Below are 21,992 nucleotides of genomic sequence, written 5' to 3'. Positions count from 1 at the left end.
AAGCACCTCGGCTGAACTTTCCGACTCAAGGGTCGGCACGGTGGCGCATTGTAACGGAAACCCGAGCGCCATGCTCGGTCTCCCCGACAGACTCCATCAAGCCGCCGCCACAGTGACCGGCACACCATTCAGCGCCGCATTACCCGACAACTCATCGAGCTGACATTCGTCAGTCAGGTCATTCGCACTGGAGCCCGGCTGGCCGCTGGCAATCGTCATCTGCACGCCGGGCCGCGAATGGCCCCAACCGTGCGGCAGGCTGACCACGCCTTTCATCATGTCCTCGCTGCCCAGCACTTCCACTTCGATCATGCCGACCCGGGAACTGACCCGCACTCGCTGCCCGTCAACAAGCCCGCGACTGGCCAGATCGTCCGGGTGCATGAGCAATTGATGACGCGGCTTGCCCTTCACCAACCGGTGATAATTGTGCATCCACGAGTTATTGCTGCGCACGTGACGACGACCAATCATCAGCAACTCATCGGCCGCGGGCGCCTGCAACGCGGCGAAGCGCGCCAGGTCGGCAAGGATCGCCGATGGGGCCGCCTGGACGTGCTGGTTAGCGGTTTTAAGGCGTTCAGCCAGGTTGGATTTGAGCGCGCCCAGGTCAACGCCATGGGGATGATCGAACAGGGTGGCCAGCGACAGCTTGTGGTCCGAGGCATCACCATACAGGCCCATGCGCAGACCCCGATCGATCATCTGTGCCGGTGGAATCGTCGGCTTCAACTCTTTGCCGGTCTTCGCCGCAAAGGCCTTGGCCAGCCCGACGAAAATTTCCCAGTCGTGCAACGCGCCTTCCGGTTTGGCCAGGATCGCGCGATTGAACCGGGTGACGTTGCGCACCGCGAACATGTTGAACGTGGTGTCGTAGTGATCGTTTTCCAGGGCCGAGGTCGATGGCAGGATGAGGTCGGCATAACGCGTGGTTTCGTTGATGTACAGGTCGATGCTGACCATGAACTCCAAGCCGTCCAGCGCCTGCTCCAGTTGCCGGCCGTTGGGCGTCGACAGCACCGGATTGCCCGCCACAGTGATCAGCGCGCGGACCTGCCCTTCCCCATCGGTGAGCATCTCTTCGGCCAGGGCCGACACCGGCAACTCGCCGGCATATTCCGGCCGCCCCGAGACACGACTCTGCCACAGATTGAAATGCCCGCCCGAGGTAGACGCCACCAGGTCCACCGCAGGCTCCGTACACAGCGCGCCGCCGACCCGGTCGAGGTTGCCGGTGACCAGATTGATCAACTGCACCACCCAGTGACACAGCGTGCCGAACGCCTGGGTCGAAACCCCCATACGCCCGTAACACACCGCGCTCGGCGCCGCCGCGAAGTCCCTGGCCAATTGGCGGATCTGCTCGGCCGGCACGGCACACAAAGGGCTCATGGCTTCGGCGGTGAACCCCGCGACCGCTTCGCGTACCTCATTCAGACCGTCCACCGGCAAATGGCTGTCGCGGGTCAGGCCTTCGGCGAACAGGGTATTGAGCAGTCCGAACAACAATGCCGCGTCGCCGCCGGGGCGCACGAACAGGTGTTGATCGGCCATCGCCGCGGTTTCGCTGCGACGTGGATCGACCACCACCACTTTGCCGCCCCTGGCCTGAACCGCTTTCAGGCGCTTTTCCACGTCCGGCACGGTCATGATGCTGCCGTTCGAGGCCAGCGGATTGCCGCCGAGAATCAGCATGAAGTCGGTGTGATCGATGTCCGGGATCGGCAGCAACAAACCATGGCCGTACATCAAATGGCTGGTCAGGTGATGCGGCAACTGGTCGACCGACGTCGCGGAAAACCGGTTGCGGGACTTCAGCAGACCCAGGAAATAGTTGCTGTGGGTCATCAGCCCATAGTTGTGCACGCTGGGGTTGCCTTGATATACCGCCACCGCATTCTGTCCGTGGCGCGCCTGAATGTCGGCCAGGCGTTCGGCGACGAGGTTGAAGGCGTCCTCCCACTCGATCGGCTGCCATTCGCTGCCGACCCGCAGCATCGGTTGGCGCAGACGGTCCGGATCGTTCTGAATGTCCTGCAAGGCGACGGCCTTGGGGCAGATGTGGCCGCGGCTGAACGTATCCTGGGCATCGCCCTTGATCGAGGTGATCTGCACCTGGCCATCGGCCTCGGTGGTCTCGATGGCCAGACCGCAAATGGCTTCACACAGGTGGCAGGCACGGTGATGGAGAGTCTTGGTCATGGCCAGTCTCTGTCTTGTTCTGGGCGGTCAATATCGACCGCGGGATCAAAACTATGGCCCGTGCCCCGCCGCCGCGCCAGCGACGTTCATCGTGTGAATCTGCGCCCATCAGCCAGCCGATGGCCGCGCGTGATCAGTTGGAGGGTAACCGCGGTGGCGCCTTCAGCTGGATTTCCTGGATGGTTTCGATCTGCTCATGGGCGACGTGCACGCCGGTGAGCTCGCCGATGATTCGCCAGTGCTCGTCGAGGCCCGAGCTGATAGTCGCCATCCGATCGATCATTCGCCGGCCGGCAGCCTTGGTCACCTCGTCGTTGCTGCGCAATAACTCAAAGGACATCGACGTCACGGAAGCCGTGAGGTGCGTCAGCGCCCGGGCCGTAAGGCCGAGCAGTTCCATGAGTTGCTGTTCTTTGGATTCCATTCAGAAGGCTTCCTGCGTCATTCGTGATGTAGTTATAACCCAGCACATTGCATTAGCAAGTGTTTCAAACGAGGCACAATGCCCTCCAATCCGCAGGATACAGCATCAGAAACCGACCACCACTCACCCATCCCCGTCCGCCTTGATTGCAAAGGCCCGCGAGCCCAGTGTACAAATGCCGGGCTGCTGTCCGGAACCCGACTTCAAACGCGCTGCTGCGGTCACCCCGTAGCCCCTCTGAAATCCTCTAAACACCGTAGCCTATTGGAAAAACGCGACATTTAATGTCAAGATCGCGCCTTCCCTATTTCGTCGCCCCGTGCGGCTTACGCCGCAGGTCTCGCCCGTTGTTCCGTTAAACAAGGCTTTGAGTATCTGCGGTCTGTTGCAAAAAGGTAGTCAATGATGAGCGCAAGGCACTTTCTCTCCCTGATGGATTGCACGCCCGAAGAGCTGGTCAGCGTGATCCGTCGAGGCGTTGAGCTCAAAGACCTGCGTAACCGCGGCGTACTGTTCGAGCCTCTGAAAAACCGCGTGCTCGGGATGATCTTCGAGAAGTCTTCGACCCGCACCCGTATCTCGTTTGAAGCCGGCATGATTCAGCTCGGCGGCCAGGCTATTTTCCTGTCGCCGCGCGATACGCAACTGGGCCGTGGCGAGCCGATCGGCGACGCCGCGATTGTCATGTCGAGCATGCTGGATGCGGTGATGATCCGTACCTTTTCCCACAGCACGCTGACCGAATTCGCTGCCAATTCGCGTGTCCCGCTGATCAACGGCCTGTCCGATGATCTGCACCCGTGCCAGTTGCTGGCTGACATGCAAACCTTCCTCGAACACCGCGGCTCGATCCAGGGCAAGACCGTGGCCTGGATCGGCGACGGCAATAACATGTGCAACAGCTATATAGAAGCGGCGATCCAGTTCGACTTCCAGTTGCGCATTGCCTGCCCTGAAGGCTATGAACCCAACCCTGAATTCGTGGCCAGGGCCGGCGACCGCGTGACCATCGTCCGCGATCCGGAAGACGCCGTGCGCGGCGCCCACCTGGTGAGCACCGACGTCTGGACCTCCATGGGCCAGGAAGAGGAAACCGCCAAGCGTCTGAAGCTGTTCGCGCCATTCCAGGTTAATCGCGCGCTGCTGGATCTGGCCGCCGAGGACGTGCTGTTCATGCATTGCCTGCCCGCCCACCGTGGCGAGGAAATCAGCCTCGACCTGCTCGATGACCCGCGCTCCGTCGCCTGGGATCAGGCAGAAAATCGTCTCCACGCACAAAAGGCCCTGCTCGAATTTCTCGTCGAGCCGGCGTACCACCACGCATGAGCCAGCCATTACTGCTTAACCTGCGCAATCTCGCCTGCGGCTATCAAGACCAGCGCGTCGTGCAGAACCTCAACCTGCATTTGAATGCCGGCGACATCGGTTGCCTGCTCGGCTCTTCCGGTTGCGGCAAAACCACCACGCTGCGGGCGATTGCCGGCTTCGAACCGGTACACGAAGGTGAAATCACCCTGGCCGGCGAGACCCTCTCCAGCGCCGGCTTCACCCTGGCACCGGAGAAACGCCGGATCGGCATGGTGTTCCAGGACTACGCGCTGTTCCCGCACTTGAGCGTGGCCGAGAACATCGCGTTCGGGATTCGCAAGCACCCGCACAAAGACCGCGTCACCGAAGAACTGCTGGAACTGGTCAACCTCAAAGGCCTCGGCAAACGCTTTCCGCATGAGCTTTCCGGAGGCCAGCAACAACGGGTGGCCCTGGCCCGCGCCCTGGCGCCGGAGCCGCAATTGCTGCTGCTCGACGAACCATTCTCCAACCTCGACGGCGAACTGCGGCGCAAGCTCAGCCACGAAGTGCGCGACATCCTCAAGGCCCGCGGCACCAGCGCGATTCTGGTGACCCATGACCAGGAAGAAGCCTTCGCGGTCAGCGATCATGTCGGCGTGTTCAAAGAGGGTCGTCTTGAACAGTGGGACACGCCGTACAACCTGTATCACGAACCTCAGACACCTTATGTCGCCAGCTTCATTGGCCAGGGTTACTTCATTCGCGGCCAACTGAGCAGCCCGGAATCGGTGCAGACCGAGCTGGGTGAACTGCGTGGCAACCGGGCCTACACCTGGCCGATGGGTGGCGCGGTGGATGTGCTGCTACGGCCGGACGACATCGTCTATGCACCGGACAGCAGTTTGAAGGCACGGATTGTCGGCAAATCGTTTCAGGGCGCATCGACGCTGTATCGCTTGCAGATGCCGACCGGCGCGCAGCTGGAATCGATTTTCCCGAGCCACATCGATCAGCAGGTCGGGGCCGAAGTCGGCATTCGGGTAGCGGCTGAACATCTGGTGTTGTTCCAGGCGTCCGGCAGCGTGGCGGCGCAGATTCCAGCGGTTGAGGCGGGTGTGCGGCGGTACAGCACGGCGGGTTGATCGACGGATCACCCTGCCCGCGATAGAGTGAGTCAGGCGCCCGTGATGTTGACTGACGTCCGCTATCGCGAGCAGGCTCGCTCCCACTTAGATCCGGGTTATCCGAGCATCAGCGTTCCGCTGGCCACCAGCGTCGCATTCCCGCCGATCTTCACCCGATCCCCTTCCAGCCGACAAAACAGCTCACCACCGCGATTCGAACATTGATAGGCCGTCAGGCTCGACTTGCCCAGACGCTTCGACCAATACGGAATCAGGCTGCAGTGGGTCGACCCGGTCACCGGATCTTCGTTGATACCGATCGCCGGCGCGAAGTACCGCGAGACAAAATCATGCTGGCTGCCCTTGGCGGTCACGATTGCGCCCAGCCACGGCAATTTCGCCAAGGCGATCATGTCCGGTTGGCAGTCCAGCACAGCCTGCTCGGACTCCAACACCACGAACAATTCATTCGAACCCAGCACATCGACCGCCTCGACGCCCAGTGCGCGCTCGACATCCAGCGTAACGCCGACTTCCGACGGTTCGATGGACGGGAAGTCCAGCCATAGCCGCTCGCCTTCGCGACTTACGCTCAGCGGACCGGACTTGCAGATGAAGTCCAGGCGTTCCGCGGGCTCTTTATAGATTTCAAACAGCACATAAGCGCTGGCCAGCGTGGCATGCCCGCACAACGGCACCTCGGTGGTCGGGGTGAACCAGCGAATGTGCCAGCCCTGCCCTTCACGCACCACAAAGGCGGTTTCGGCGAGGTTATGCTCCGCGGCGATTTTCTGCATCAACTCGTCGGCGAGCCAGGCATCGAGTCGATAAACCATTGCCGGATTGCCACTGAAGGGCCGATCGCTGAACGCATCGACCTGATGAAACTCAAGCTGCATGACTTCTCTCCTGATTCAGGCACGGCCGATGTCGGCAAACTTCGCCTGGGTATGTTCCGCCAGCACCGCGGGGGCCAGTTCCACTTCGAGGCCGCGCCGACCGGCACTGACAAAAATGCTGGCGAACGGCTGGGCCGAATGGTCGATGAATGTGCGCAAACGCTTCTTCTGCCCCAGCGGGCTAATGCCGCCCAAGAGATAACCCGTGGAACGTTGCGCGGCGGCAGGGTCGGCCATTTCGACTTTTTTCACCCCGGCTGCGTGAGCCAGGCCCTTCAAGTCGAGACTTCCGACGACCGGCACCACGGCCACCAGCAATTCACCTTTCTCGCTGGCCGCCAGCAATGTCTTGAATACTTGCGCCGGGTCGAGCCCCAGTTTCTCTGCGGCCTCCAGCCCGTAGGACGCTGCCTTCGGATCATGTTCGTAACTGTGCACGCGATGTTCGGCACGAACTTTTTTCAACAAATCCAATGCGGGGGTCATGACAACTCCAGACGGGTCGGGCAGCAAAAATACTGCGTCCGATTCTAGGTCATTGCTTGCCAAAAGGCTCTATGACGGCAGCATTTACGCTAGCTCACGCCATTACTTACCGCTCGTCAGCGTCCACATGGGCCGCCAAACAAAACGATCATTCACGTGACTAATAGTTCGAATGTGACTGACGGTTCACTTTCGACCTTTGACAGCAGTGTTTCTTGTCTATATTTTTTCGAATCTGAATACCGTTCAAAGTAACAAGCGGCACGCCGCCGTAAACCCGGAATCAGGATGGGGATCCTGCTTCGGTGAAAATCGCGCTTTGGCCATGACGAAAAAAGCGCCCGACAACAAAAACAAGAGGTTTTGAATGACAACTGCTTTACAACAACCGTCGCTCTCCAGCCAATGCATGGCCGAGTTTCTGGGCACCGCACTGCTGATCTTTTTTGGTACCGGTTGTGTTGCCGCGCTCAAGGTCGCGGGTGCCAGCTTCGGCTTGTGGGAAATCAGCATCATCTGGGGCGTCGGCGTGAGCATGGCGATCTACCTGACCGCCGGCGTTTCCGGCGCCCATCTCAATCCTGCCGTCAGCATCGCCCTTAGCATTTTCGCCGACTTCGAAAAACGTAAACTGCCTTTCTATATTTTTGCCCAGGTGGCTGGCGCCTTCTGCGGCGCGTTGTTGGTTTACACGCTGTATAGCAACCTCTTCTTCGATTACGAACAAACCCATCATATGGTTCGCGGTACTCAGGCCAGCCTCGAATTGGCCTCGGTGTTCTCCACCTTCCCCAATCCGGCCCTCTCCACTGCCCAGGCCTTCCTGGTTGAAGTGATCATCACCGCGATCTTGATGGGCGTGATCATGTCTCTGACCGACGACAACAACGGCTTGCCTAACGGGCCGATGGCGCCTTTGCTGATCGGTCTGCTGATCGCAGTGATTGGCAGTTCGATGGGGCCGTTGACCGGTTTCGCGATGAATCCAGCCCGCGACTTCGGTCCCAAGCTGATGACTTTCTTCGCTGGCTGGGGTGAAATTTCCCTCACCGGTGGACGCAATATTCCGTACTTCCTGATTCCGATTTTTGCACCGATTGTCGGTGCCTGCCTCGGTGCAGCGGCGTATCGCGGGCTGATCGCCCGCCATCTGCCAGGCACCGAACCTGCTACAAAGGACGCAACACCGGCCATTGACGGCAAACCAAGAACTTCTTGATACCGTAGGCGCGTGATCCTGCCCATTTTGGTCCCGCGCCTGACCTCACTCCCTTATTTCGTCCAAGGCAATCGACATGACCGATATTCAGAATAAGAACTACATCATTGCCCTCGATCAGGGTACGACCAGCTCCCGCGCGATCATTTTCGACCGTGACGCCAATGTGGTGTGCACCGCCCAGCGCGAATTCGCCCAGCATTACCCGCAAGCCGGCTGGGTCGAACACGACCCGATGGAAATCTTCGCCACCCAAAGCGCCGTGATGGTCGAGGCCCTGGCGCAGGCCGGTCTGCATCACGACCAGGTCGCGGCCATCGGCATCACCAACCAGCGCGAAACCACCGTGGTCTGGGACAAGACCACCGGCCGCCCGATCTACAACGCGATCGTCTGGCAGTGCCGGCGCAGCACCGAAATCTGCCAGCAACTCAAGCGTGATGGCCACGAGCAATACATCAGCGAGACCACGGGCCTGGTGACCGACCCGTACTTCTCCGGCACCAAGCTCAAGTGGATCCTCGACCACGTCGAAGGCAGCCGTGAACGGGCGCGCAAAGGTGAACTGTTGTTCGGCACCGTCGACAGCTGGCTGATTTGGAAATTTACCGGCGGCAAGGTGCACGTCACCGACTACACCAACGCCTCGCGCACGATGCTGTTCAACATCCACTCCCTGGAGTGGGATGCAAAGATGCTGGAGGTGCTGGATATTCCGCGCGAGATGCTGCCGGACGTTAAATCGTCCTCGGAAATCTACGGCCACACCAAAAGCGGTATCGCCATCGGCGGCATTGCCGGCGACCAGCAAGCCGCCCTCTTCGGCCAGATGTGCGTCGAGCCCGGCCAGGCGAAAAACACCTACGGCACCGGTTGCTTCCTGCTGATGAACACCGGCGACAAAGCGGTGAAGTCCAAACACGGCATGCTGACCACCATCGCCTGCGGCCCGCGCGGCGAGGTGGCCTACGCACTGGAAGGCGCAGTGTTCAACGGCGGTTCGACCGTCCAGTGGCTGCGCGACGAACTGAAGATCATCAACGACGCCCACGACACTGAATACTTTGCCAACAAGGTCAAGGACAGCAACGGCGTGTACCTGGTGCCGGCGTTCACCGGTCTGGGCGCGCCCTACTGGGACCCGTATGCCCGCGGCGCACTGTTCGGCCTGACCCGTGGTGTACGCGTCGACCACATCATTCGTGCCGCGCTGGAGTCGATTGCCTACCAGACCCGCGACGTGCTCGACGCCATGCAACAGGACTCTGGCGAACGCCTGAAAGCCCTGCGCGTGGATGGCGGCGCGGTCGCGAACAACTTCCTGATGCAGTTCCAGGCCGACATCCTCGGCACTCATGTGGAGCGTCCACAAATGCGTGAAACCACGGCGCTGGGCGCGGCTTACCTCGCGGGTCTGGCGTGTGGCTTCTGGGGCAGCCTGGAAGAGTTGCGCGGCAAAGCCAGAATCGAGCGCGAATTCGAGCCGACGCTGGACGAAGCCGCCAAGGAAAAACTCTACGCCGGCTGGAAAAAAGCCGTCAGCCGCACCCGTGATTGGGAACCGCACGAAGGCGCTGAATAAGCCACGCACCGGACAGGTATCCGGTTGTAACTGGTCGGGAGCGGATTCCTGCGGCATCATGGGCAAATTTTGCACGGCAGCCCAAAGGAAGCCCCATGAATCTGCCTCCCCGTCAGCAGCAAATCCTTGAACTGGTTCGCGAACGCGGCTACGTCAGCATCGAAGAAATGGCCACGCTGTTCGTCGTGACACCGCAGACCATCCGCCGCGACATCAATCAGCTCGCGGAAGCCGATTTGCTGCGTCGCTACCATGGCGGTGCAGCCTACGACTCCAGTGTCGAAAACACCGCCTACGCCATGCGCGCCGACCAGATGCGCGATGAAAAGCAGCGCATCGGCGAAGCCATCGCGGCACAGATTCCCGACCACGCCTCGCTGTTCATCAATATCGGCACCACCACCGAATCGATTGCCCGGGCGCTACTCAACCATAATCACCTGAAAATCATCACCAATAACCTGCACGTGGCCTCCATGCTCAGCGCCAAGGACGATTTCGACGTGCTGCTGACCGGTGGCAATGTGCGGCGCGACGGTGGTGTGGTCGGTCAGGCGAGCGTCGACTTCATCAATCAGTTCAAGGTCGACTTCGCCCTGGTGGGTATCAGCGGCATCGATGAAGACGGCAGCCTGCTGGACTTCGATTATCAGGAAGTGCGGGTGTCCCAGGCGATCATCGCCAATGCGCGGCAGGTGATTCTGGCGGCGGACTCCAGCAAATTCGGGCGCAACGCCATGATTCGATTGGGGCCGATCAGTTTGATCGATTGCCTGGTCACTGATCAGCCGCCGGTTCCGGCGCTGGCGCAATTGCTGAGCCAGCACAAGATTCGGCTTGAGGTCGTTTAACTGCTTTAAAACCTTCCGTGTAGGAGCTGGCTCGCTGGCGGTGGCGTAATTGAGGACGCCATCGCCAGCAACCCGGCTCCTACAGTATGTGCACCTCCGCGTTTCCTATTCCTCTTCCGCTAATGTTCGGAAATTTTCCTTTAGCCGCCCTTCGATGAGTATTTTCAATCGAAGTCAGCTGGCTGTGCGCGTGTTTATGGGCTACCATTTTCGCAAATGAACATAAATGTTCGAATTCAAATACCGAAAATGCCCCGAGGCCAGCCGATGTCCACTTCTACCTTACCTACGCCCCCTCTCGCTGAGGTCTACGACGTTGCCGTCATCGGCGGCGGGATCAACGGCGTGGGGATCGCAGCAGACGCCGCTGGCCGCGGTCTCTCGGTGTTCCTTTGCGAAAAAGACGATCTGGCCAGCCATACCTCGTCGGCCAGCAGCAAGCTGATCCACGGCGGCCTGCGCTACCTCGAACACTACGAATTTCGCCTCGTGCGCGAAGCCCTCGCCGAGCGCGAAGTGCTGCTGGCCAAGGCGCCGCACATCGTCAAGCAGATGCGCTTCGTACTGCCGCATCGCCCGCACCTGCGGCCGGCCTGGATGATCCGCGCCGGCCTGTTCCTTTATGACAACCTCGGCAAACGGGAAAAACTGGAAGGTTCGAAAAGCCTGAAGTTCGGCCCGGACAGCCCGTTGAAAAGTGAAATCACCAAAGGCTTCGAATATTCCGACTGCTGGGTCGACGATGCGCGCCTGGTGGTGCTGAACGCCATGGCCGCCCGCGAGAAAGGCGCCCATGTGCATACGCAAACCCGTTGTGTCAGCGCTCGCCGCACCAAAGGCCTGTGGCACCTGCACCTGGAACGCGCCGATGGCAGCCTGTTTTCGATCCGCGCCAAGGCGCTGGTGAATGCGGCCGGTCCCTGGGTCGCCAAGTTCATTCGGGATGACCTGAAGATGGAATCGCCGTACGGCATCCGCCTCATCCAGGGCAGCCACTTGATCGTGCCGAAACTTTACGAAGGCGAACACGCGCACATCCTGCAAAACGAAGATCAGCGCATTGTGTTCACCATTCCGTACCTGAACCACTTCACCTTGATCGGCACCACCGACCGCGAGTACACCGGTGATCCGGCCGCCGTGGCAATCACCGAAGGCGAAACCGATTACCTGCTGAAAGTGGTCAATGCCCACTTCAAGAAGCAGATCAGCCGCGACGACATCCTGCACAGCTATTCCGGGGTGCGTCCGCTGTGCAACGACGAATCCGACAATCCATCGGCCGTCACCCGTGACTACACCCTGGCCTTGTCCGGTTCCGGTGAAGAAGCGCCATTGCTGTCGGTGTTCGGCGGCAAGCTGACCACCTACCGCAAACTGGCCGAATCGGCGCTGGCGCAACTGGCCCCGTACTTCACCCACATCAAGCCAAGCTGGACCGCGACGGCGACCTTGCCCGGCGGCGAGGACATGACCACCCCACAGGCACTGAGCTCGCGGATCCGTGACCAGTTCGACTGGGTGCCGACCGAGATTGCCCGGCGCTGGGCCACCACCTACGGCAGCCGCACCTGGCGCATGCTGGACGGCGTGCAGAACCTCGATGACCTGGGCGAGCACATCGGCGGCGGTCTCTACACCCGCGAAGTCGATTACCTGTGCAGCGAGGAGTGGGCGACCAGCGCTCACGACATCCTGTGGCGGCGCAGCAAGCTGGGCTTGTTCACCACCCCGGCAGAACAGCAGAAACTCGCGGATTACCTGAGCAAGGTCGAGCAGAAGCGCAGCAAGATCGAAGCGGCCTGATCGGGAATCCGGTTGACGAAAAGCCCCTGAATCTCGCGATTCAGGGGCTTTTTGTATTCTGAGCAGCCCCCCCCTTCTCTGTGAGAGGTGTTGGCACCAGGACTTTCGTTCGGTTTTCCGAACGCGACCCGGCGGTTGATTCGGATAACCGGATACCCCGCCCGCAAAAAACCCGCCAAAAATATTTAATACCCTTATAAATCAACGACATGACTCCTACCACCTGGCCTGGCACGAGTCATGCTCTACACTCTTCGACGAATGCTTGTTACGCCAACCCTGATGGAGCCGGCAGACATTCGCAGCACAAAAGGGCCGACGAACTGGCTCCATAAAAAAAACAATGTCGAGGAAAATTTGATGCGCATCGTTCCCCATATCCTGGGCGCAGCCATTGCTGCCGCTCTGATCAGCACTCCAGTTTTCGCCGCCGAACTCACCGGCACGTTGAAGAAGATCAAAGAGTCCGGTGTCATCACCCTCGGACATCGTGACGCTTCCATTCCGTTTTCCTACATCGCCGACGCTTCGGGCAAACCGGTTGGCTACTCCCACGACCTGCAGCTGAAAATCGTCGAAGCGATCAAGAAAGACCTTGACCTGCCGAACCTTCAGGTCAAATACAACCTGGTCACCTCGCAAACCCGTATCCCGCTGGTGCAGAACGGCACCGTGGACGTCGAGTGCGGTTCCACCACCAACAACGTCGAGCGTCAGCAGCAAGTTGACTTCTCCGTTGGCATCTTCGAAATCGGTACCCGCCTGCTGTCCAAGAAAGGCTCGGCGTACAAGGACTTTGACGATCTGAAAGGCAAGAACGTCGTGACCACCGCCGGCACCACCTCCGAGCGCATCCTCAAGTCGATGAACGCTGACAAGCAGATGGGCATGAATGTCATCTCCGCCAAAGACCACGGCGAGTCCTTCCAGATGCTGGAATCGGGCCGCGCCGTCGCGTTCATGATGGACGACGCCCTGCTGGCCGGCGAAGCCGCCAAGGCCAAGAAGGCGGATGACTGGGCCGTGACCGGTACTCCACAGTCCTACGAAATCTACGGCTGCATGGTGCGCAAGGGCGACGAGCCGTTCAAGAAGGCTGTGGATGACGCGATCATCGCTACCTACAAATCCGGCGAAATCAACAAGATCTACGACAAATGGTTCATGCAGCCAATCCCGCCAAAAGGCCTGAACCTGAACTTCCCGATGAGCGACGAGCTCAAGGCCCTGATCGCCAATCCGACCGATAAAGCGGCTGACGACAAGAAATCCTGATTCCTGACTAACCTTATCTCCTGAGAGGGCCCTGCCCTTTCAGGAGTTGTCACTCCCTGCTGGCATTTTTCTGGAAACACTCGAACCGGTGGCTGTCGAGCCGCTCGTGTGTGCTCGACCATCCGGTCGGGGCGGGAACGGAGCTTCCCCAGGCGGGCACTTTGTACATCGATCGACTGAGGGGAGACCCTGATGAATTACAACTGGGACTGGAGCGTGTTCTTCAGGTCCACCGGGGTGGGCAGCGAGACTTATCTCGACTGGTACATCTCCGGTTTGGGCTGGACCATCGCCATTGCCGTCGTGGCCTGGATCATTGCCTTGATGCTGGGCTCGATTCTGGGCGTCATGCGCACCGTACCGAATCGCGTCGTATCGGGCATCGCGACCTGCTACGTCGAACTCTTCCGTAACGTGCCACTGCTGGTGCAGCTGTTCATCTGGTACTTCCTGGTGCCCGACCTGCTGCCGCAAAACCTGCAGGACTGGTACAAGCAGGACCTGAACCCGACCACGTCGGCCTACCTCAGCGTCGTCGTGTGCCTGGGTCTGTTCACCGCCGCACGGGTTTGCGAACAAGTGCGCACCGGCATCCAGGCGCTGCCCCGTGGCCAGGAAGCCGCCGCGCGCGCCATGGGCTTCAAGCTGCCGCAGATCTACTGGAACGTGCTGCTGCCCCAGGCTTACCGGATCATCATCCCGCCGCTCACCTCGGAATTCCTGAACGTGTTCAAGAACTCCTCGGTCGCCTCGCTGATCGGCCTGATGGAGCTGCTCGCGCAGACCAAACAGACCGCCGAGTTTTCCGCCAACCTGTTCGAAGCCTTCACCCTGGCAACCCTGATCTATTTCACCCTGAACATGAGCCTGATGCTGCTGATGCGCGCGGTCGAGAAGAAAGTCGCCGTACCGGGCCTGATTTCCGTAGGGGGTAAATGATGGAATTCGATTTCTCGGGCGTCATCCCGTCCCTGCCGGGTTTGTGGAACGGCATGATCATGACCCTGCAACTGATGGCGCTGGGCGTCGTCGGCGGGATCATCCTCGGCACGATTCTCGCGCTGATGCGCCTGTCCCACAGCAAGCTGCTGTCGAACATCGCCGGTGCCTACGTCAACTATTTCCGTTCGATCCCGTTGCTGCTGGTTATCACCTGGTTCTACCTGGCGGTGCCGTTCGTGCTGCGCTGGATCACCGGCGAAGACACCCCGATCGGTGCGTTCACCTCGTGCATCGTGGCGTTCATGATGTTCGAAGCCGCGTACTTCTGCGAAATCGTCCGGGCCGGCGTGCAGTCGATCCCCAAGGGCCAGATGGGTGCCGCGCAGGCCCTGGGCATGACGTATGGCCAGATGATGCGCCTGATCATCCTGCCGCAAGCGTTCCGCAAGATGACGCCGCTGTTGCTGCAGCAGAGCATCATCCTGTTCCAGGACACCTCGCTGGTCTACGCGGTCGGCCTGGTGGACTTCCTCAATGCCTCGCGCGCCAGTGGCGACATCATCGGGCGCTCCAATGAGTTCCTGATCTTCGCAGGGCTCACGTACTTCACAATCAGCTTTGCCGCCTCGCTGCTGGTCAAGCGTCTGCAAAAAAGGTTTGCCGTATGATCTCTATCAAGAATGTCAACAAGTGGTATGGCGACTTCCAGGTACTGACTGACTGCAGCACCGAAGTCAAGAAAGGCGAAGTGATTGTGGTGTGCGGGCCGTCCGGCTCCGGCAAATCCACCCTGATCAAATGCGTCAACGCGCTGGAGCCGTTCCAGAAAGGCGACGTGGTGGTCGATGGCACATCCATTGCCGACCCGAAGACCGACCTGCCGAAACTGCGTTCGCGCGTCGGCATGGTGTTCCAGCATTTCGAGCTGTTCCCGCACCTGACCATCACCGAAAACCTGACCATCGCGCAGATCAAGGTGCTGGGCCGCAGCAAGGAAGAAGCCACCAAGAAAGGTCTGCAACTGCTGGAGCGCGTTGGCCTCTCGGCACACGCACACAAGCATCCGGGGCAGCTCTCCGGTGGTCAGCAGCAGCGCGTGGCGATTGCCCGTGCGCTGGCGATGGACCCGATCGTCATGCTGTTCGACGAACCGACCTCGGCGCTGGACCCGGAGATGGTCAACGAAGTGCTCGACGTGATGGTGCAACTGGCCCACGAAGGCATGACCATGATGTGCGTGACCCACGAAATGGGCTTCGCCCGCAAAGTGGCGGACCGGGTGATCTTCATGGACGCGGGCAAGATCATCGAAGACTGCAAGAAAGAGGACTTCTTCGGCGACATCAGCCACCGCGCCGAGCGTACACAGCATTTCCTCAACAAGATTCTGCAGCACTAAGAACACCGTTCCCCAGGGTGGGAGCGGGCTTGCTCGCGAAGGCGGTGTGTCAGTCACATCAATTCTGAATGTGAGGCCGTCTTCGCGAGCAAGCCCGCTCCCACAAGGGGTCCGTGGTGAGCTTCGGATTTGTGTTGTGGTTGACCCAAGGCATCTGTGATGAAATGCGACCCCACTCTCTATCGCGCCGCGCCGCCATCACTCGCCGTGAAACCCCGTCTGATTCGCCACTTGTTCCTGCCGCCGCTGGTCATCGCCTTGATGATCGGTCTGGGTTTTGCCGGCTTCTGGATCAGCGAGCACTATGGCATCCGCAGCCTCAGCGAGAACGGCCAGCGTCAGCTCGAACTGCACGCCCGCGCCGTCGAAAGCGAAATCAGCAAATACACCTACCTGCCCAGCCTGCTGGAACTTGAATCCAGCGTATCGACGCTATTGGCCGACCCGACGCCGGAACATCGGCAGACCGTCAACGATTACCTCGAAGGCCTGAACCGGCGCAGCCGTAGTCGGGCCATTTACGTGATGGACACCACCGGCCGCGTCATGGCCACCAGCAACTGGCGCGACGTCGACAGTTACCTCGGTGAAGACCTGTCTTTCCGTGCCTATTTCCAGAACGCCGTTCGTGGCCAGCCGGGCCGCTTCTACGGTATCGGCAGCACCAACGGCGAACCCGGTTATTACCTGGCCCACGGCCTGGAAGAACACGGCAAGATCATCGGCGTCGCCGTGGTCAAAGTCCGCCTCGAAGCCCTGGAAGAACGCTGGCAGCGGGCGCGCCTGGAAGCCTTCGTCAGCGACGAAAACGGCATCATCATTCTGTCCAGCGATCCGGCACGGCGGCTGAAGTCGGTGATTCCGTTAAGCGACGAGACCAAGGAGAAACTCGCCCGCAGCCTGCAGTATTACTGGTTCCCACTGAACGAGCTGCAACCGCTGGCCCGGGAAAGACTGGCCGAAGGCGAGGAAAAACTCACCTTCCCCGCCAACAGCGAAGTGGAGTCCGACGAAGAGGACATCAGCTATCTCTCGCAGACCCGCCCGCTCAGCGACACGCCGTGGAATTTCACCCTGCTGACGCCGTTGCAGGACTTGCGCCGCGAAGCGATCAACCAAGGGATTCTGGTCGCCGTGGCGTTTGCCCTCGTGGCCTTCCTGCTGATCGCCTGGAACGAGCGGCGCAAGGTGATTGCCACCCGTCTCGCCGCCCGGGAAGCCTTGCAGGAAGCCAACAGTCAACTGGAGCGTCGGATAACCGAACGCACCACTGACCTGCGCGCCAGCAACGAACGGCTCAAGGGCCAGATCCGCGAACGCCGTCAGGCCGAAGAAACCTTGCGCCGCGCCCAGGATGAATTGGTGCAGGCTGGGAAACTGGCGGCCATCGGCCAGATGTCCACCAGCATCGCCCACGAACTGAACCAGCCACTGGCGGCGCTGCGCACTTTGTCGGGCAACACCGTGCGCTTTCTCGAGCGCGGTCAGCTGGACGTGGCCAGCACCAACCTCAAGACCATCAACGAACTGATTGACCGCATGGGCCGGATCACCGCCAGCCTGCGCTCCTTCGCCCGACGTGGCGACGACAAGGGCCAGGCCTGTCTCGGCAAAGCAGTGGATGCGGCGCTTCAATTACTGGGTGGCCGGGCCGAAAGCGTCCATCTGCAAGTGCATCGTGAGTTCACCGATGTGCAGGTGCAGATCGACCAGACACGCCTTGAACAGATTCTGGTCAACCTGATCGGCAACGCCCTCGATGCAATGCAGGCGCAACCGTTGCCGGAGCTGTGGCTGGAGGGCGAGGAGTACGATGGCAAATATCGCCTGCGGGTCCGCGACAATGGGCATGGCATCGATATCGAAGCGCGCAAGCATCTGTTCGAACCGTTTTTCACCACCAAACCTGGCGAACAGGGCCTGGGACTTGGCCTGACCCTGTCGGCGAGCCTGGCCGCCGCCACCGGCGGACACCTGGGTGTAGAACACCCGGCCAGCGGTGGTACCACCTTCGTTCTCAGTTTACCGTTGGTAAGCTCTACGCCTGCCGAGTCAATATGAACAACGACCTTAGTGTGCTGATCGTCGAAGACGACCCCCATGTGCTGCTCGGCTGCCAACAGGCGCTGACCCTGGAAGACATTCCCTGCGTGGGCGTGGGCAGCGCCGAAGAAGCGCTGGAGCGGGTCGGCGACAATTTTGCCGGCATCGTCATCAGCGACATCCGGCTGCCCGGCATCGATGGCCTCGAACTGTTGACCCGGCTCAAGGCCCGCGACCGCAGCCTGCCGGTGGTGCTGATCACCGGCCACGGCGACATCTCCATGGCCGTCGGCGCGATGCAGAAAGGCGCGTATGACTTCATGGAGAAACCCTTTTCCCCGGAGCGCCTGGTGGAGGTGGCACGCCGCGCGCTGGAGCAGCGCAGCCTGGCGCGAGAGGTGTCGTCGCTGCGCCGGCAACTGGCGGAACGGGATTCCCTCGAAGGCCGGATCATCGGTCGTTCACCGGCCATGCAAAACCTGCGGGAACTGATCGCCAACGTCGCCGACACCTCGGCCAACGTGCTGATCGAAGGCGAGACCGGCACCGGCAAGGAACTGGTCGCCCGTTGCCTGCATGATTTCAGTCGGCGCCACACCAAGCAGTTCGTTGCCCTGAACTGCGGCGGGCTGCCGGAAAACCTGTTCGAAAGCGAAATCTTCGGCCATGAAGCCAACGCTTTTACCGGCGCCGGCAAGCGGCGCATCGGCAAGATCGAGCACGCCGACGGGGGCACGCTGTTCCTCGACGAAGTGGAGAGCATGCCGCTGCCGCTGCAGATCAAATTGCTGCGGGTGCTGCAGGAACGCACCCTCGAACGCCTCGGTTCGAACCAGAGCGTGGCGGTGGATTGTCGGGTAATCGCGGCGACCAAGTCCGACCTCGACGAATCCAGCAAGGCCGGCGAATTCCGCAGCGACCTGTATTACCGCCTCAACGTAGTGACCCTGGAGCTGCCACCGTTGCGCGAACGCCGCGAAGACATTCTGCAACTGTTCGAACACTTCCTGCAGCAGTCATCCCTGCGCTTCGACCGCGCCGTGCCGGAACTGGATAACCAGACCCTGTCGAACCTGATGAGCCATGACTGGCCGGGCAACGTGCGGGAACTGCGCAACGTCGCCGAGCGTTTCGCCCTCGGCCTGCCGGCCTTCAAGAAGCCCGGCGCCAGCGGCAGCACCCAGGGCCTGGCCTTCGCTGAAGCGGTGGAAGCGTTCGAACGCAACCTGCTCGGCGATGCGTTGCAACGCAGCGGCGGCAACCTGACCCAGGCCAGCCTGGAACTGGGCATGGCCAAGACCACGCTGTTCGATAAAGTGAAAAAGTACGGGCTGAGCCACTGATGGACCTGATGCTCAAAGCCACCCTCGGCGCAGCCGTGGTGGTGATCCTCGCGGCCCTGGCCAAGACCCGAAACTATTACATCGCCGGCCTGGTACCGCTGTTCCCGACCTTTGCGCTGATTGCGCATTACATCGTCGGCAAGGGACGTTCGCTGGAGGATCTGAAGACCACGATCGTGTTCGGCATGTGGTCGATCATTCCGTACTTCATCTACCTGGCGACGTTGTACGTGATGGTCGACCGGATGCGCCTGGAGGCGTCGCTCGCGGTCGCGGCGCTGGCGTGGTTGATGGCGGCGACGGTGTTGGTCAGCGTGTGGGTGCGCCTGCACGGCTAATCACCCCATCCCCTACGCGGCGCGGCGGGAGGCTGGCCCGGCCCTTGCATTTACCCCCAAAAGCCTGCCCGGCTGGCCTTCATGATGGATGAGGCCGGTGTCGGGATGGGTCTGCCAAGGGTAATCAGCGACCTTGAACATTTTAGATCTCGATCACAGCCTGACGGCTCAGGCACCCATTGCGCGGCTGCTCGACAGCGGCCGCGCCAAGCGCCTCGACCTGCTCGATCTCGGCCCCAAACTCCGCCTCTGGTCCAGCGAACGCACCTGGCGCCGGTTTGCCGAACGCCTGGCGCAACGCCCGCGCCCTGACGGTCGGCAACCGGAAATCTACTTCGTCGGCTCCGGCGATTACCACCATCTGACGCCGGCGTTTCTCACTGACTTACCGACCAAGGTCAGCCTGATCCACTTTGACAACCACCCCGACTGGGTTCATTTCGCCCCGCGTCGGCATTGTGGCTCGTGGATCAACCAGGCGCTGAAACTGCCGAACATCGAGCGCATTGTCACGCTCGGCCCGTGCAGTGATGACCTGCAGAATCCGCAACTCAAGGGCGGCAACCTCGGCGCGCTGAAACGTGGCGTGTTGCAAGTGTTCCCGTGGCGGCATCCGCCTTCGAAGGTCTGGGGCCGGGTCGGTGACGGCGCCGGTCATCGGCAGCAGGAAAACCTGTTGCACTGGCACAACCTCGCCGATCAGGACTGGCCGGTTTTCCTTGAACAGATGATCGCCAGCCTGCCCACCGATGCCGTGTGGATTACCATCGATAAAGACGTGTTGGCCAGCGAAGACGCCGCGACCAACTGGGATCAGGGTGGCATGCGCCTCAGCCATCTGCTCCAGGCCATTCTCCAGTTGGCCGCGAGCAAACGCATCATCGGCATCGACATCTGCGGCGAGTACGCCGTCCCCGCTTTCAGCAACGCCCTGAAACGCTGGGAAGCCCGCGCCGACCAGCCGCCCGCCGAACGCTGGAGCGCCGACGATCTGCTGCGCAACTCAGCCACCAATCAGGCCCTGATCGAACTGTTCGAGACCTTGTTCCCATGACCGTTACCGTGATTTTGCTGGTGGCGTTTTCCATCGTACTGGACGTCGTTGGCCAGCTCTGCTTCAAGCTGGGCCTGGACCGCCTGCCAGAACTCGAAGGCGGGTTTCGCTTGAACGCGTTCTGGGGGCAGGTGTTCAACGCACCGCTGCTCTGGTGCGGGATCGGCGCCTACGTGATCGAGTTTTTCGTCTGGCTCGAAGCCCTGTCCCGTGCTCCGCTGAGCCTGTTGTTTCCAGCCGCTGCACTGGCGTATTGCGGTGTCGTGCTGGCCGGCAAAGTGTTCCTCGGTGAACGTGTCAGCCGTCGACGCTGGCTCGGTACATTCGTCATCACGGCGGGCGTGATGCTCGTGTGTGTCGCCCATGCATGAGGCTCAATCGATGACCGACGGCAAGCTCGGCTGGTTACACGAACGACTCGGCACGGTGGTGCTGTGGGCATTGCTGATCGGTTTTGAAAGTGCCGGCCAGATCGCCACCAAGGTCGGCGGTGATCAACTGGGACAGATGGATTTCAGCCTGAAATGGCTGATGGCCGTGGCGGTAACCCCCGGCGTGTGGCTGGCGATTGCTTGCTACATCGCGGCGTTCTTTGTGTGGATGCTGATTCTGCGACGCAGCCAGGTGTCCCAGGCATTTCCGTTGAGTTCGCTGGTGTTTGTCGGGGTCCTACTCGGGTCGTGGCTGGGGCTGGGGGAGCCTATCAGCGTGCTGCACTGGGTCGGTGTAGCGGTGATCATGGGCGGGATCGCGCTGCTCGCCGAGGGTGAAGACACCTGATCTTCAGCGAGCGTGCGCAGGCGTTGGCCCAGTCTGACGAAGCTCCCCTCAGTCGAAGCCCCCATCAGTTTCAGTCGAACTTGTAGGCAATCGCTACCTGCGCTTGCGCCTGATCGGCACGGCCGACCTCTTTGACGATACTGCTGTCCGCCGCCGAGCCCGTCAGGTGAATCCAGCTCGCGCTGGTCAGTAACGACCAGTGCGGCGCCAGGGGAAATTCGAAGCTCTGGGTCAGCGCGACGTTTTGCAAGCCACCGCCCGCGTTGTACGGACGAATCCCGGACGCCTGCGACTCGCTGGCACTGACGCCATAGAAGGTCTGCGTCTGCCGGGCATCGGCAAAATGCGCCGTCAGGTTGGTGCTGCCAATCACCCCGCCACCCACTGGATAACCGATTTCCCCACCGACCTGCCCCAACACGCCACCTTGCCCGCTGCGGCCACCGATGGCCTGGCCCATCGAGGCAAACACTCTCCAGAAATCGGCCGGGGCGTACTGCACGAACCCGCCCACCTCGCCCATGTCCGGGACGTCACGCAGGCCTTGTAGCTGGCGGTTCGAGGTTCGGCCTGGCAAGTAATTCACAAACGGCCCGGCGCTGAAACCATCGGCTTTCAACGCGCTCCAGGTCAGTCCGTCATCGGTACTCAGGCTGACATCGCCCCAGTCCAGGTCGAGGTACGGCACCGGTCGGGTCTCGTAGCGACTGCCACTGGGATCGTGCGGCTGATAGCTGATGCCGGCCCCCGCTTCACCGGTGATGCCGTCGGCAAACACATTGACTGAAACGCAGGTCAGCGCAGCAAACAGCGCAGCAGTGATGCTCGACATTAGACAGCTCCCTGATCTGGAAATACGCGCATCAATCCCCGGTTCATTCGTCCCGCGCAAGCACTGATGTTGATTGTAGCAACCTACAAAAATTGTAGCTTCA

General features: G+C 60.8%; 21 protein-coding genes. 16 read left to right on the top strand and 5 right to left on the bottom strand.

The genetic code is table 11. From position 1 onward, the window contains the following. Positions 1-96: 96 nt before the first annotated feature. Complete coding sequence (locus tag NTD84_RS27030) at positions 97-2,202, bottom strand: molybdopterin oxidoreductase family protein (protein WP_262172122.1); 2,106 nt, start codon at positions 2,200-2,202, stop codon at positions 97-99. Positions 2,203-2,335: 133 nt separating this feature from the next. Further along, on the bottom strand, positions 2,336-2,626 hold the full coding sequence (locus tag NTD84_RS27025; RefSeq protein WP_262172120.1) for a hypothetical protein: 291 nt from the start codon (positions 2,624-2,626) through the stop codon (positions 2,336-2,338). Positions 2,627-3,031: 405 nt separating this feature from the next. On the opposite strand from NTD84_RS27025, the gene argF reads away from it, so the two are divergent. Both argF and NTD84_RS27015 read left to right on the top strand, forming a co-directional pair. Then, positions 3,032-3,952 (top strand): ornithine carbamoyltransferase, encoded by a 921-nt coding sequence (gene argF, locus NTD84_RS27020; protein WP_262172117.1) that lies wholly within the window; start codon positions 3,032-3,034, stop codon positions 3,950-3,952. After that, positions 3,949-5,058: an ABC transporter ATP-binding protein gene (locus NTD84_RS27015; protein ID WP_262172114.1), complete on the top strand. Its 1,110-nt coding sequence runs from the start codon at positions 3,949-3,951 to the stop codon at positions 5,056-5,058. Before argF ends, NTD84_RS27015 begins: the two co-directional genes overlap by 4 nt. Before the next feature lie 98 nt (positions 5,059-5,156). Here NTD84_RS27015 and NTD84_RS27010 read toward each other — a convergent pair whose 3' ends face one another. Further along, the gene (locus NTD84_RS27010) at positions 5,157-5,939 is read right to left on the bottom strand and encodes a PhzF family phenazine biosynthesis protein (protein ID WP_262172111.1); all 783 of its coding nucleotides are present in this window, start codon (positions 5,937-5,939) and stop codon (positions 5,157-5,159) included. A 15-nt stretch (positions 5,940-5,954) separates the two neighbouring features. Further along, positions 5,955-6,425 (bottom strand): Cys-tRNA(Pro) deacylase, encoded by a 471-nt coding sequence (gene ybaK / locus NTD84_RS27005; protein WP_262172108.1) that lies wholly within the window; start codon positions 6,423-6,425, stop codon positions 5,955-5,957. A 367-nt stretch (positions 6,426-6,792) separates the two neighbouring features. Here ybaK and NTD84_RS27000 point away from each other — a divergent pair, with 367 nt between their 5' ends. The 14 genes from NTD84_RS27000 to NTD84_RS26935 all read left to right on the top strand — a co-directional run bounded on the left by NTD84_RS27000 (position 6,793) and on the right by NTD84_RS26935 (position 21,057). Beyond that, entirely contained in the window at positions 6,793-7,644 is an 852-nt protein-coding gene (locus NTD84_RS27000) for an MIP/aquaporin family protein (RefSeq protein WP_262172105.1), read from the top strand. 76 nt (positions 7,645-7,720) lie between these two features. Beyond that, complete coding sequence (gene glpK, locus NTD84_RS26995; protein WP_262172102.1) at positions 7,721-9,226, top strand: glycerol kinase GlpK; 1,506 nt, start codon at positions 7,721-7,723, stop codon at positions 9,224-9,226. Positions 9,227-9,321: 95 nt separating this feature from the next. Then, positions 9,322-10,077, top strand: coding sequence for a DeoR family transcriptional regulator (locus NTD84_RS26990; protein WP_262172099.1), 756 nt, complete (start codon positions 9,322-9,324; stop codon positions 10,075-10,077). 267 nt (positions 10,078-10,344) lie between these two features. Further along, a complete protein-coding gene (gene glpD / locus NTD84_RS26985) occupies positions 10,345-11,883 on the top strand; it encodes a glycerol-3-phosphate dehydrogenase (protein WP_262172096.1) in 1,539 nt (512 codons plus the stop codon). Positions 11,884-12,243: 360 nt separating this feature from the next. After that, positions 12,244-13,158, top strand: coding sequence for a glutamate/aspartate ABC transporter substrate-binding protein (locus tag NTD84_RS26980; RefSeq protein ID WP_262172093.1), 915 nt, complete (start codon positions 12,244-12,246; stop codon positions 13,156-13,158). Between the two features lie 192 nt (positions 13,159-13,350). Beyond that, complete coding sequence (locus tag NTD84_RS26975) at positions 13,351-14,097, top strand: amino acid ABC transporter permease (protein ID WP_262172090.1); 747 nt, start codon at positions 13,351-13,353, stop codon at positions 14,095-14,097. After that, positions 14,097-14,768, top strand: coding sequence for an amino acid ABC transporter permease (locus NTD84_RS26970; protein ID WP_262172087.1), 672 nt, complete (start codon positions 14,097-14,099; stop codon positions 14,766-14,768). The genes NTD84_RS26975 and NTD84_RS26970 overlap by 1 nt, the downstream gene beginning before the upstream one ends. Then, positions 14,765-15,499, top strand: a complete 735-nt coding sequence (locus tag NTD84_RS26965) for an amino acid ABC transporter ATP-binding protein (protein WP_262172084.1) — start codon at positions 14,765-14,767, stop codon at positions 15,497-15,499. Before NTD84_RS26970 ends, NTD84_RS26965 begins: the two co-directional genes overlap by 4 nt. Positions 15,500-15,658: 159 nt before the next feature. Continuing rightward, the gene (locus NTD84_RS26960) at positions 15,659-17,560 is read left to right on the top strand and encodes a sensor histidine kinase (RefSeq protein ID WP_262172081.1); all 1,902 of its coding nucleotides are present in this window, start codon (positions 15,659-15,661) and stop codon (positions 17,558-17,560) included. Then, positions 17,557-18,885, top strand: a complete 1,329-nt coding sequence (locus NTD84_RS26955; RefSeq protein WP_262172080.1) for a sigma-54-dependent transcriptional regulator — start codon at positions 17,557-17,559, stop codon at positions 18,883-18,885. The genes NTD84_RS26960 and NTD84_RS26955 overlap by 4 nt, the downstream gene beginning before the upstream one ends. A gap of 8 nt (positions 18,886-18,893) precedes the next feature. Beyond that, a complete protein-coding gene (locus NTD84_RS26950; protein ID WP_262172285.1) occupies positions 18,894-19,223 on the top strand; it encodes a GlpM family protein in 330 nt (109 codons plus the stop codon). Between the two features lie 133 nt (positions 19,224-19,356). Continuing rightward, a complete protein-coding gene (locus NTD84_RS26945) occupies positions 19,357-20,277 on the top strand; it encodes an arginase (RefSeq protein WP_262172077.1) in 921 nt (306 codons plus the stop codon). Beyond that, positions 20,274-20,648, top strand: a complete 375-nt coding sequence (locus NTD84_RS26940; protein WP_262172074.1) for an EamA family transporter — start codon at positions 20,274-20,276, stop codon at positions 20,646-20,648. The genes NTD84_RS26945 and NTD84_RS26940 overlap by 4 nt, the downstream gene beginning before the upstream one ends. A gap of 10 nt (positions 20,649-20,658) precedes the next feature. Then, the gene (locus NTD84_RS26935) at positions 20,659-21,057 is read left to right on the top strand and encodes an EamA family transporter (RefSeq protein ID WP_410017382.1); all 399 of its coding nucleotides are present in this window, start codon (positions 20,659-20,661) and stop codon (positions 21,055-21,057) included. A 70-nt stretch (positions 21,058-21,127) separates the two neighbouring features. On the opposite strand, the gene NTD84_RS26930 is transcribed toward NTD84_RS26935, so the two are convergent. Further along, complete coding sequence (locus tag NTD84_RS26930; protein WP_262172069.1) at positions 21,128-21,889, bottom strand: MipA/OmpV family protein; 762 nt, start codon at positions 21,887-21,889, stop codon at positions 21,128-21,130. Positions 21,890-21,992: the final 103 nt, after the last annotated feature.

Source organism: Pseudomonas sp. 14P_8.1_Bac3, from assembly GCF_025466085.1.
Lineage (GTDB): Bacteria > Pseudomonadota > Gammaproteobacteria > Pseudomonadales > Pseudomonadaceae > Aquipseudomonas.
The sequence above is the reverse complement of the archived record's forward strand: the minus strand, read 5'-3'. Positions and strand labels throughout refer to the sequence as shown.

What these genes read in the sequence shown, in the direction of transcription:
- NTD84_RS27030 (WP_262172122.1), bottom strand. Translation starts at nt 2,202, where the DNA reads ATGACCAAGACTCTCCATCACCGTGCCTGCCACCTGTGTGAAGCCATT.
- NTD84_RS27025 (WP_262172120.1), bottom strand. Translation starts at nt 2,626, where the DNA reads ATGGAATCCAAAGAACAGCAACTCATGGAACTGCTCGGCCTTACGGCC.
- argF (WP_262172117.1), top strand. Translation starts at nt 3,032, where the DNA reads ATGAGCGCAAGGCACTTTCTCTCCCTGATGGATTGCACGCCCGAAGAG.
- NTD84_RS27015 (WP_262172114.1), top strand. Translation starts at nt 3,949, where the DNA reads ATGAGCCAGCCATTACTGCTTAACCTGCGCAATCTCGCCTGCGGCTAT.
- NTD84_RS27010 (WP_262172111.1), bottom strand. Translation starts at nt 5,939, where the DNA reads ATGCAGCTTGAGTTTCATCAGGTCGATGCGTTCAGCGATCGGCCCTTC.
- ybaK (WP_262172108.1), bottom strand. Translation starts at nt 6,425, where the DNA reads ATGACCCCCGCATTGGATTTGTTGAAAAAAGTTCGTGCCGAACATCGC.
- NTD84_RS27000 (WP_262172105.1), top strand. Translation starts at nt 6,793, where the DNA reads ATGACAACTGCTTTACAACAACCGTCGCTCTCCAGCCAATGCATGGCC.
- glpK (WP_262172102.1), top strand. Translation starts at nt 7,721, where the DNA reads ATGACCGATATTCAGAATAAGAACTACATCATTGCCCTCGATCAGGGT.
- NTD84_RS26990 (WP_262172099.1), top strand. Translation starts at nt 9,322, where the DNA reads ATGAATCTGCCTCCCCGTCAGCAGCAAATCCTTGAACTGGTTCGCGAA.
- glpD (WP_262172096.1), top strand. Translation starts at nt 10,345, where the DNA reads ATGTCCACTTCTACCTTACCTACGCCCCCTCTCGCTGAGGTCTACGAC.
- NTD84_RS26980 (WP_262172093.1), top strand. Translation starts at nt 12,244, where the DNA reads ATGCGCATCGTTCCCCATATCCTGGGCGCAGCCATTGCTGCCGCTCTG.
- NTD84_RS26975 (WP_262172090.1), top strand. Translation starts at nt 13,351, where the DNA reads ATGAATTACAACTGGGACTGGAGCGTGTTCTTCAGGTCCACCGGGGTG.
- NTD84_RS26970 (WP_262172087.1), top strand. Translation starts at nt 14,097, where the DNA reads ATGGAATTCGATTTCTCGGGCGTCATCCCGTCCCTGCCGGGTTTGTGG.
- NTD84_RS26965 (WP_262172084.1), top strand. Translation starts at nt 14,765, where the DNA reads ATGATCTCTATCAAGAATGTCAACAAGTGGTATGGCGACTTCCAGGTA.
- NTD84_RS26960 (WP_262172081.1), top strand. Translation starts at nt 15,659, where the DNA reads ATGAAATGCGACCCCACTCTCTATCGCGCCGCGCCGCCATCACTCGCC.
- NTD84_RS26955 (WP_262172080.1), top strand. Translation starts at nt 17,557, where the DNA reads ATGAACAACGACCTTAGTGTGCTGATCGTCGAAGACGACCCCCATGTG.
- NTD84_RS26950 (WP_262172285.1), top strand. Translation starts at nt 18,894, where the DNA reads ATGCTCAAAGCCACCCTCGGCGCAGCCGTGGTGGTGATCCTCGCGGCC.
- NTD84_RS26940 (WP_262172074.1), top strand. Translation starts at nt 20,274, where the DNA reads ATGACCGTTACCGTGATTTTGCTGGTGGCGTTTTCCATCGTACTGGAC.
- NTD84_RS26935 (WP_410017382.1), top strand. Translation starts at nt 20,659, where the DNA reads ATGACCGACGGCAAGCTCGGCTGGTTACACGAACGACTCGGCACGGTG.
- NTD84_RS26930 (WP_262172069.1), bottom strand. Translation starts at nt 21,889, where the DNA reads ATGTCGAGCATCACTGCTGCGCTGTTTGCTGCGCTGACCTGCGTTTCA.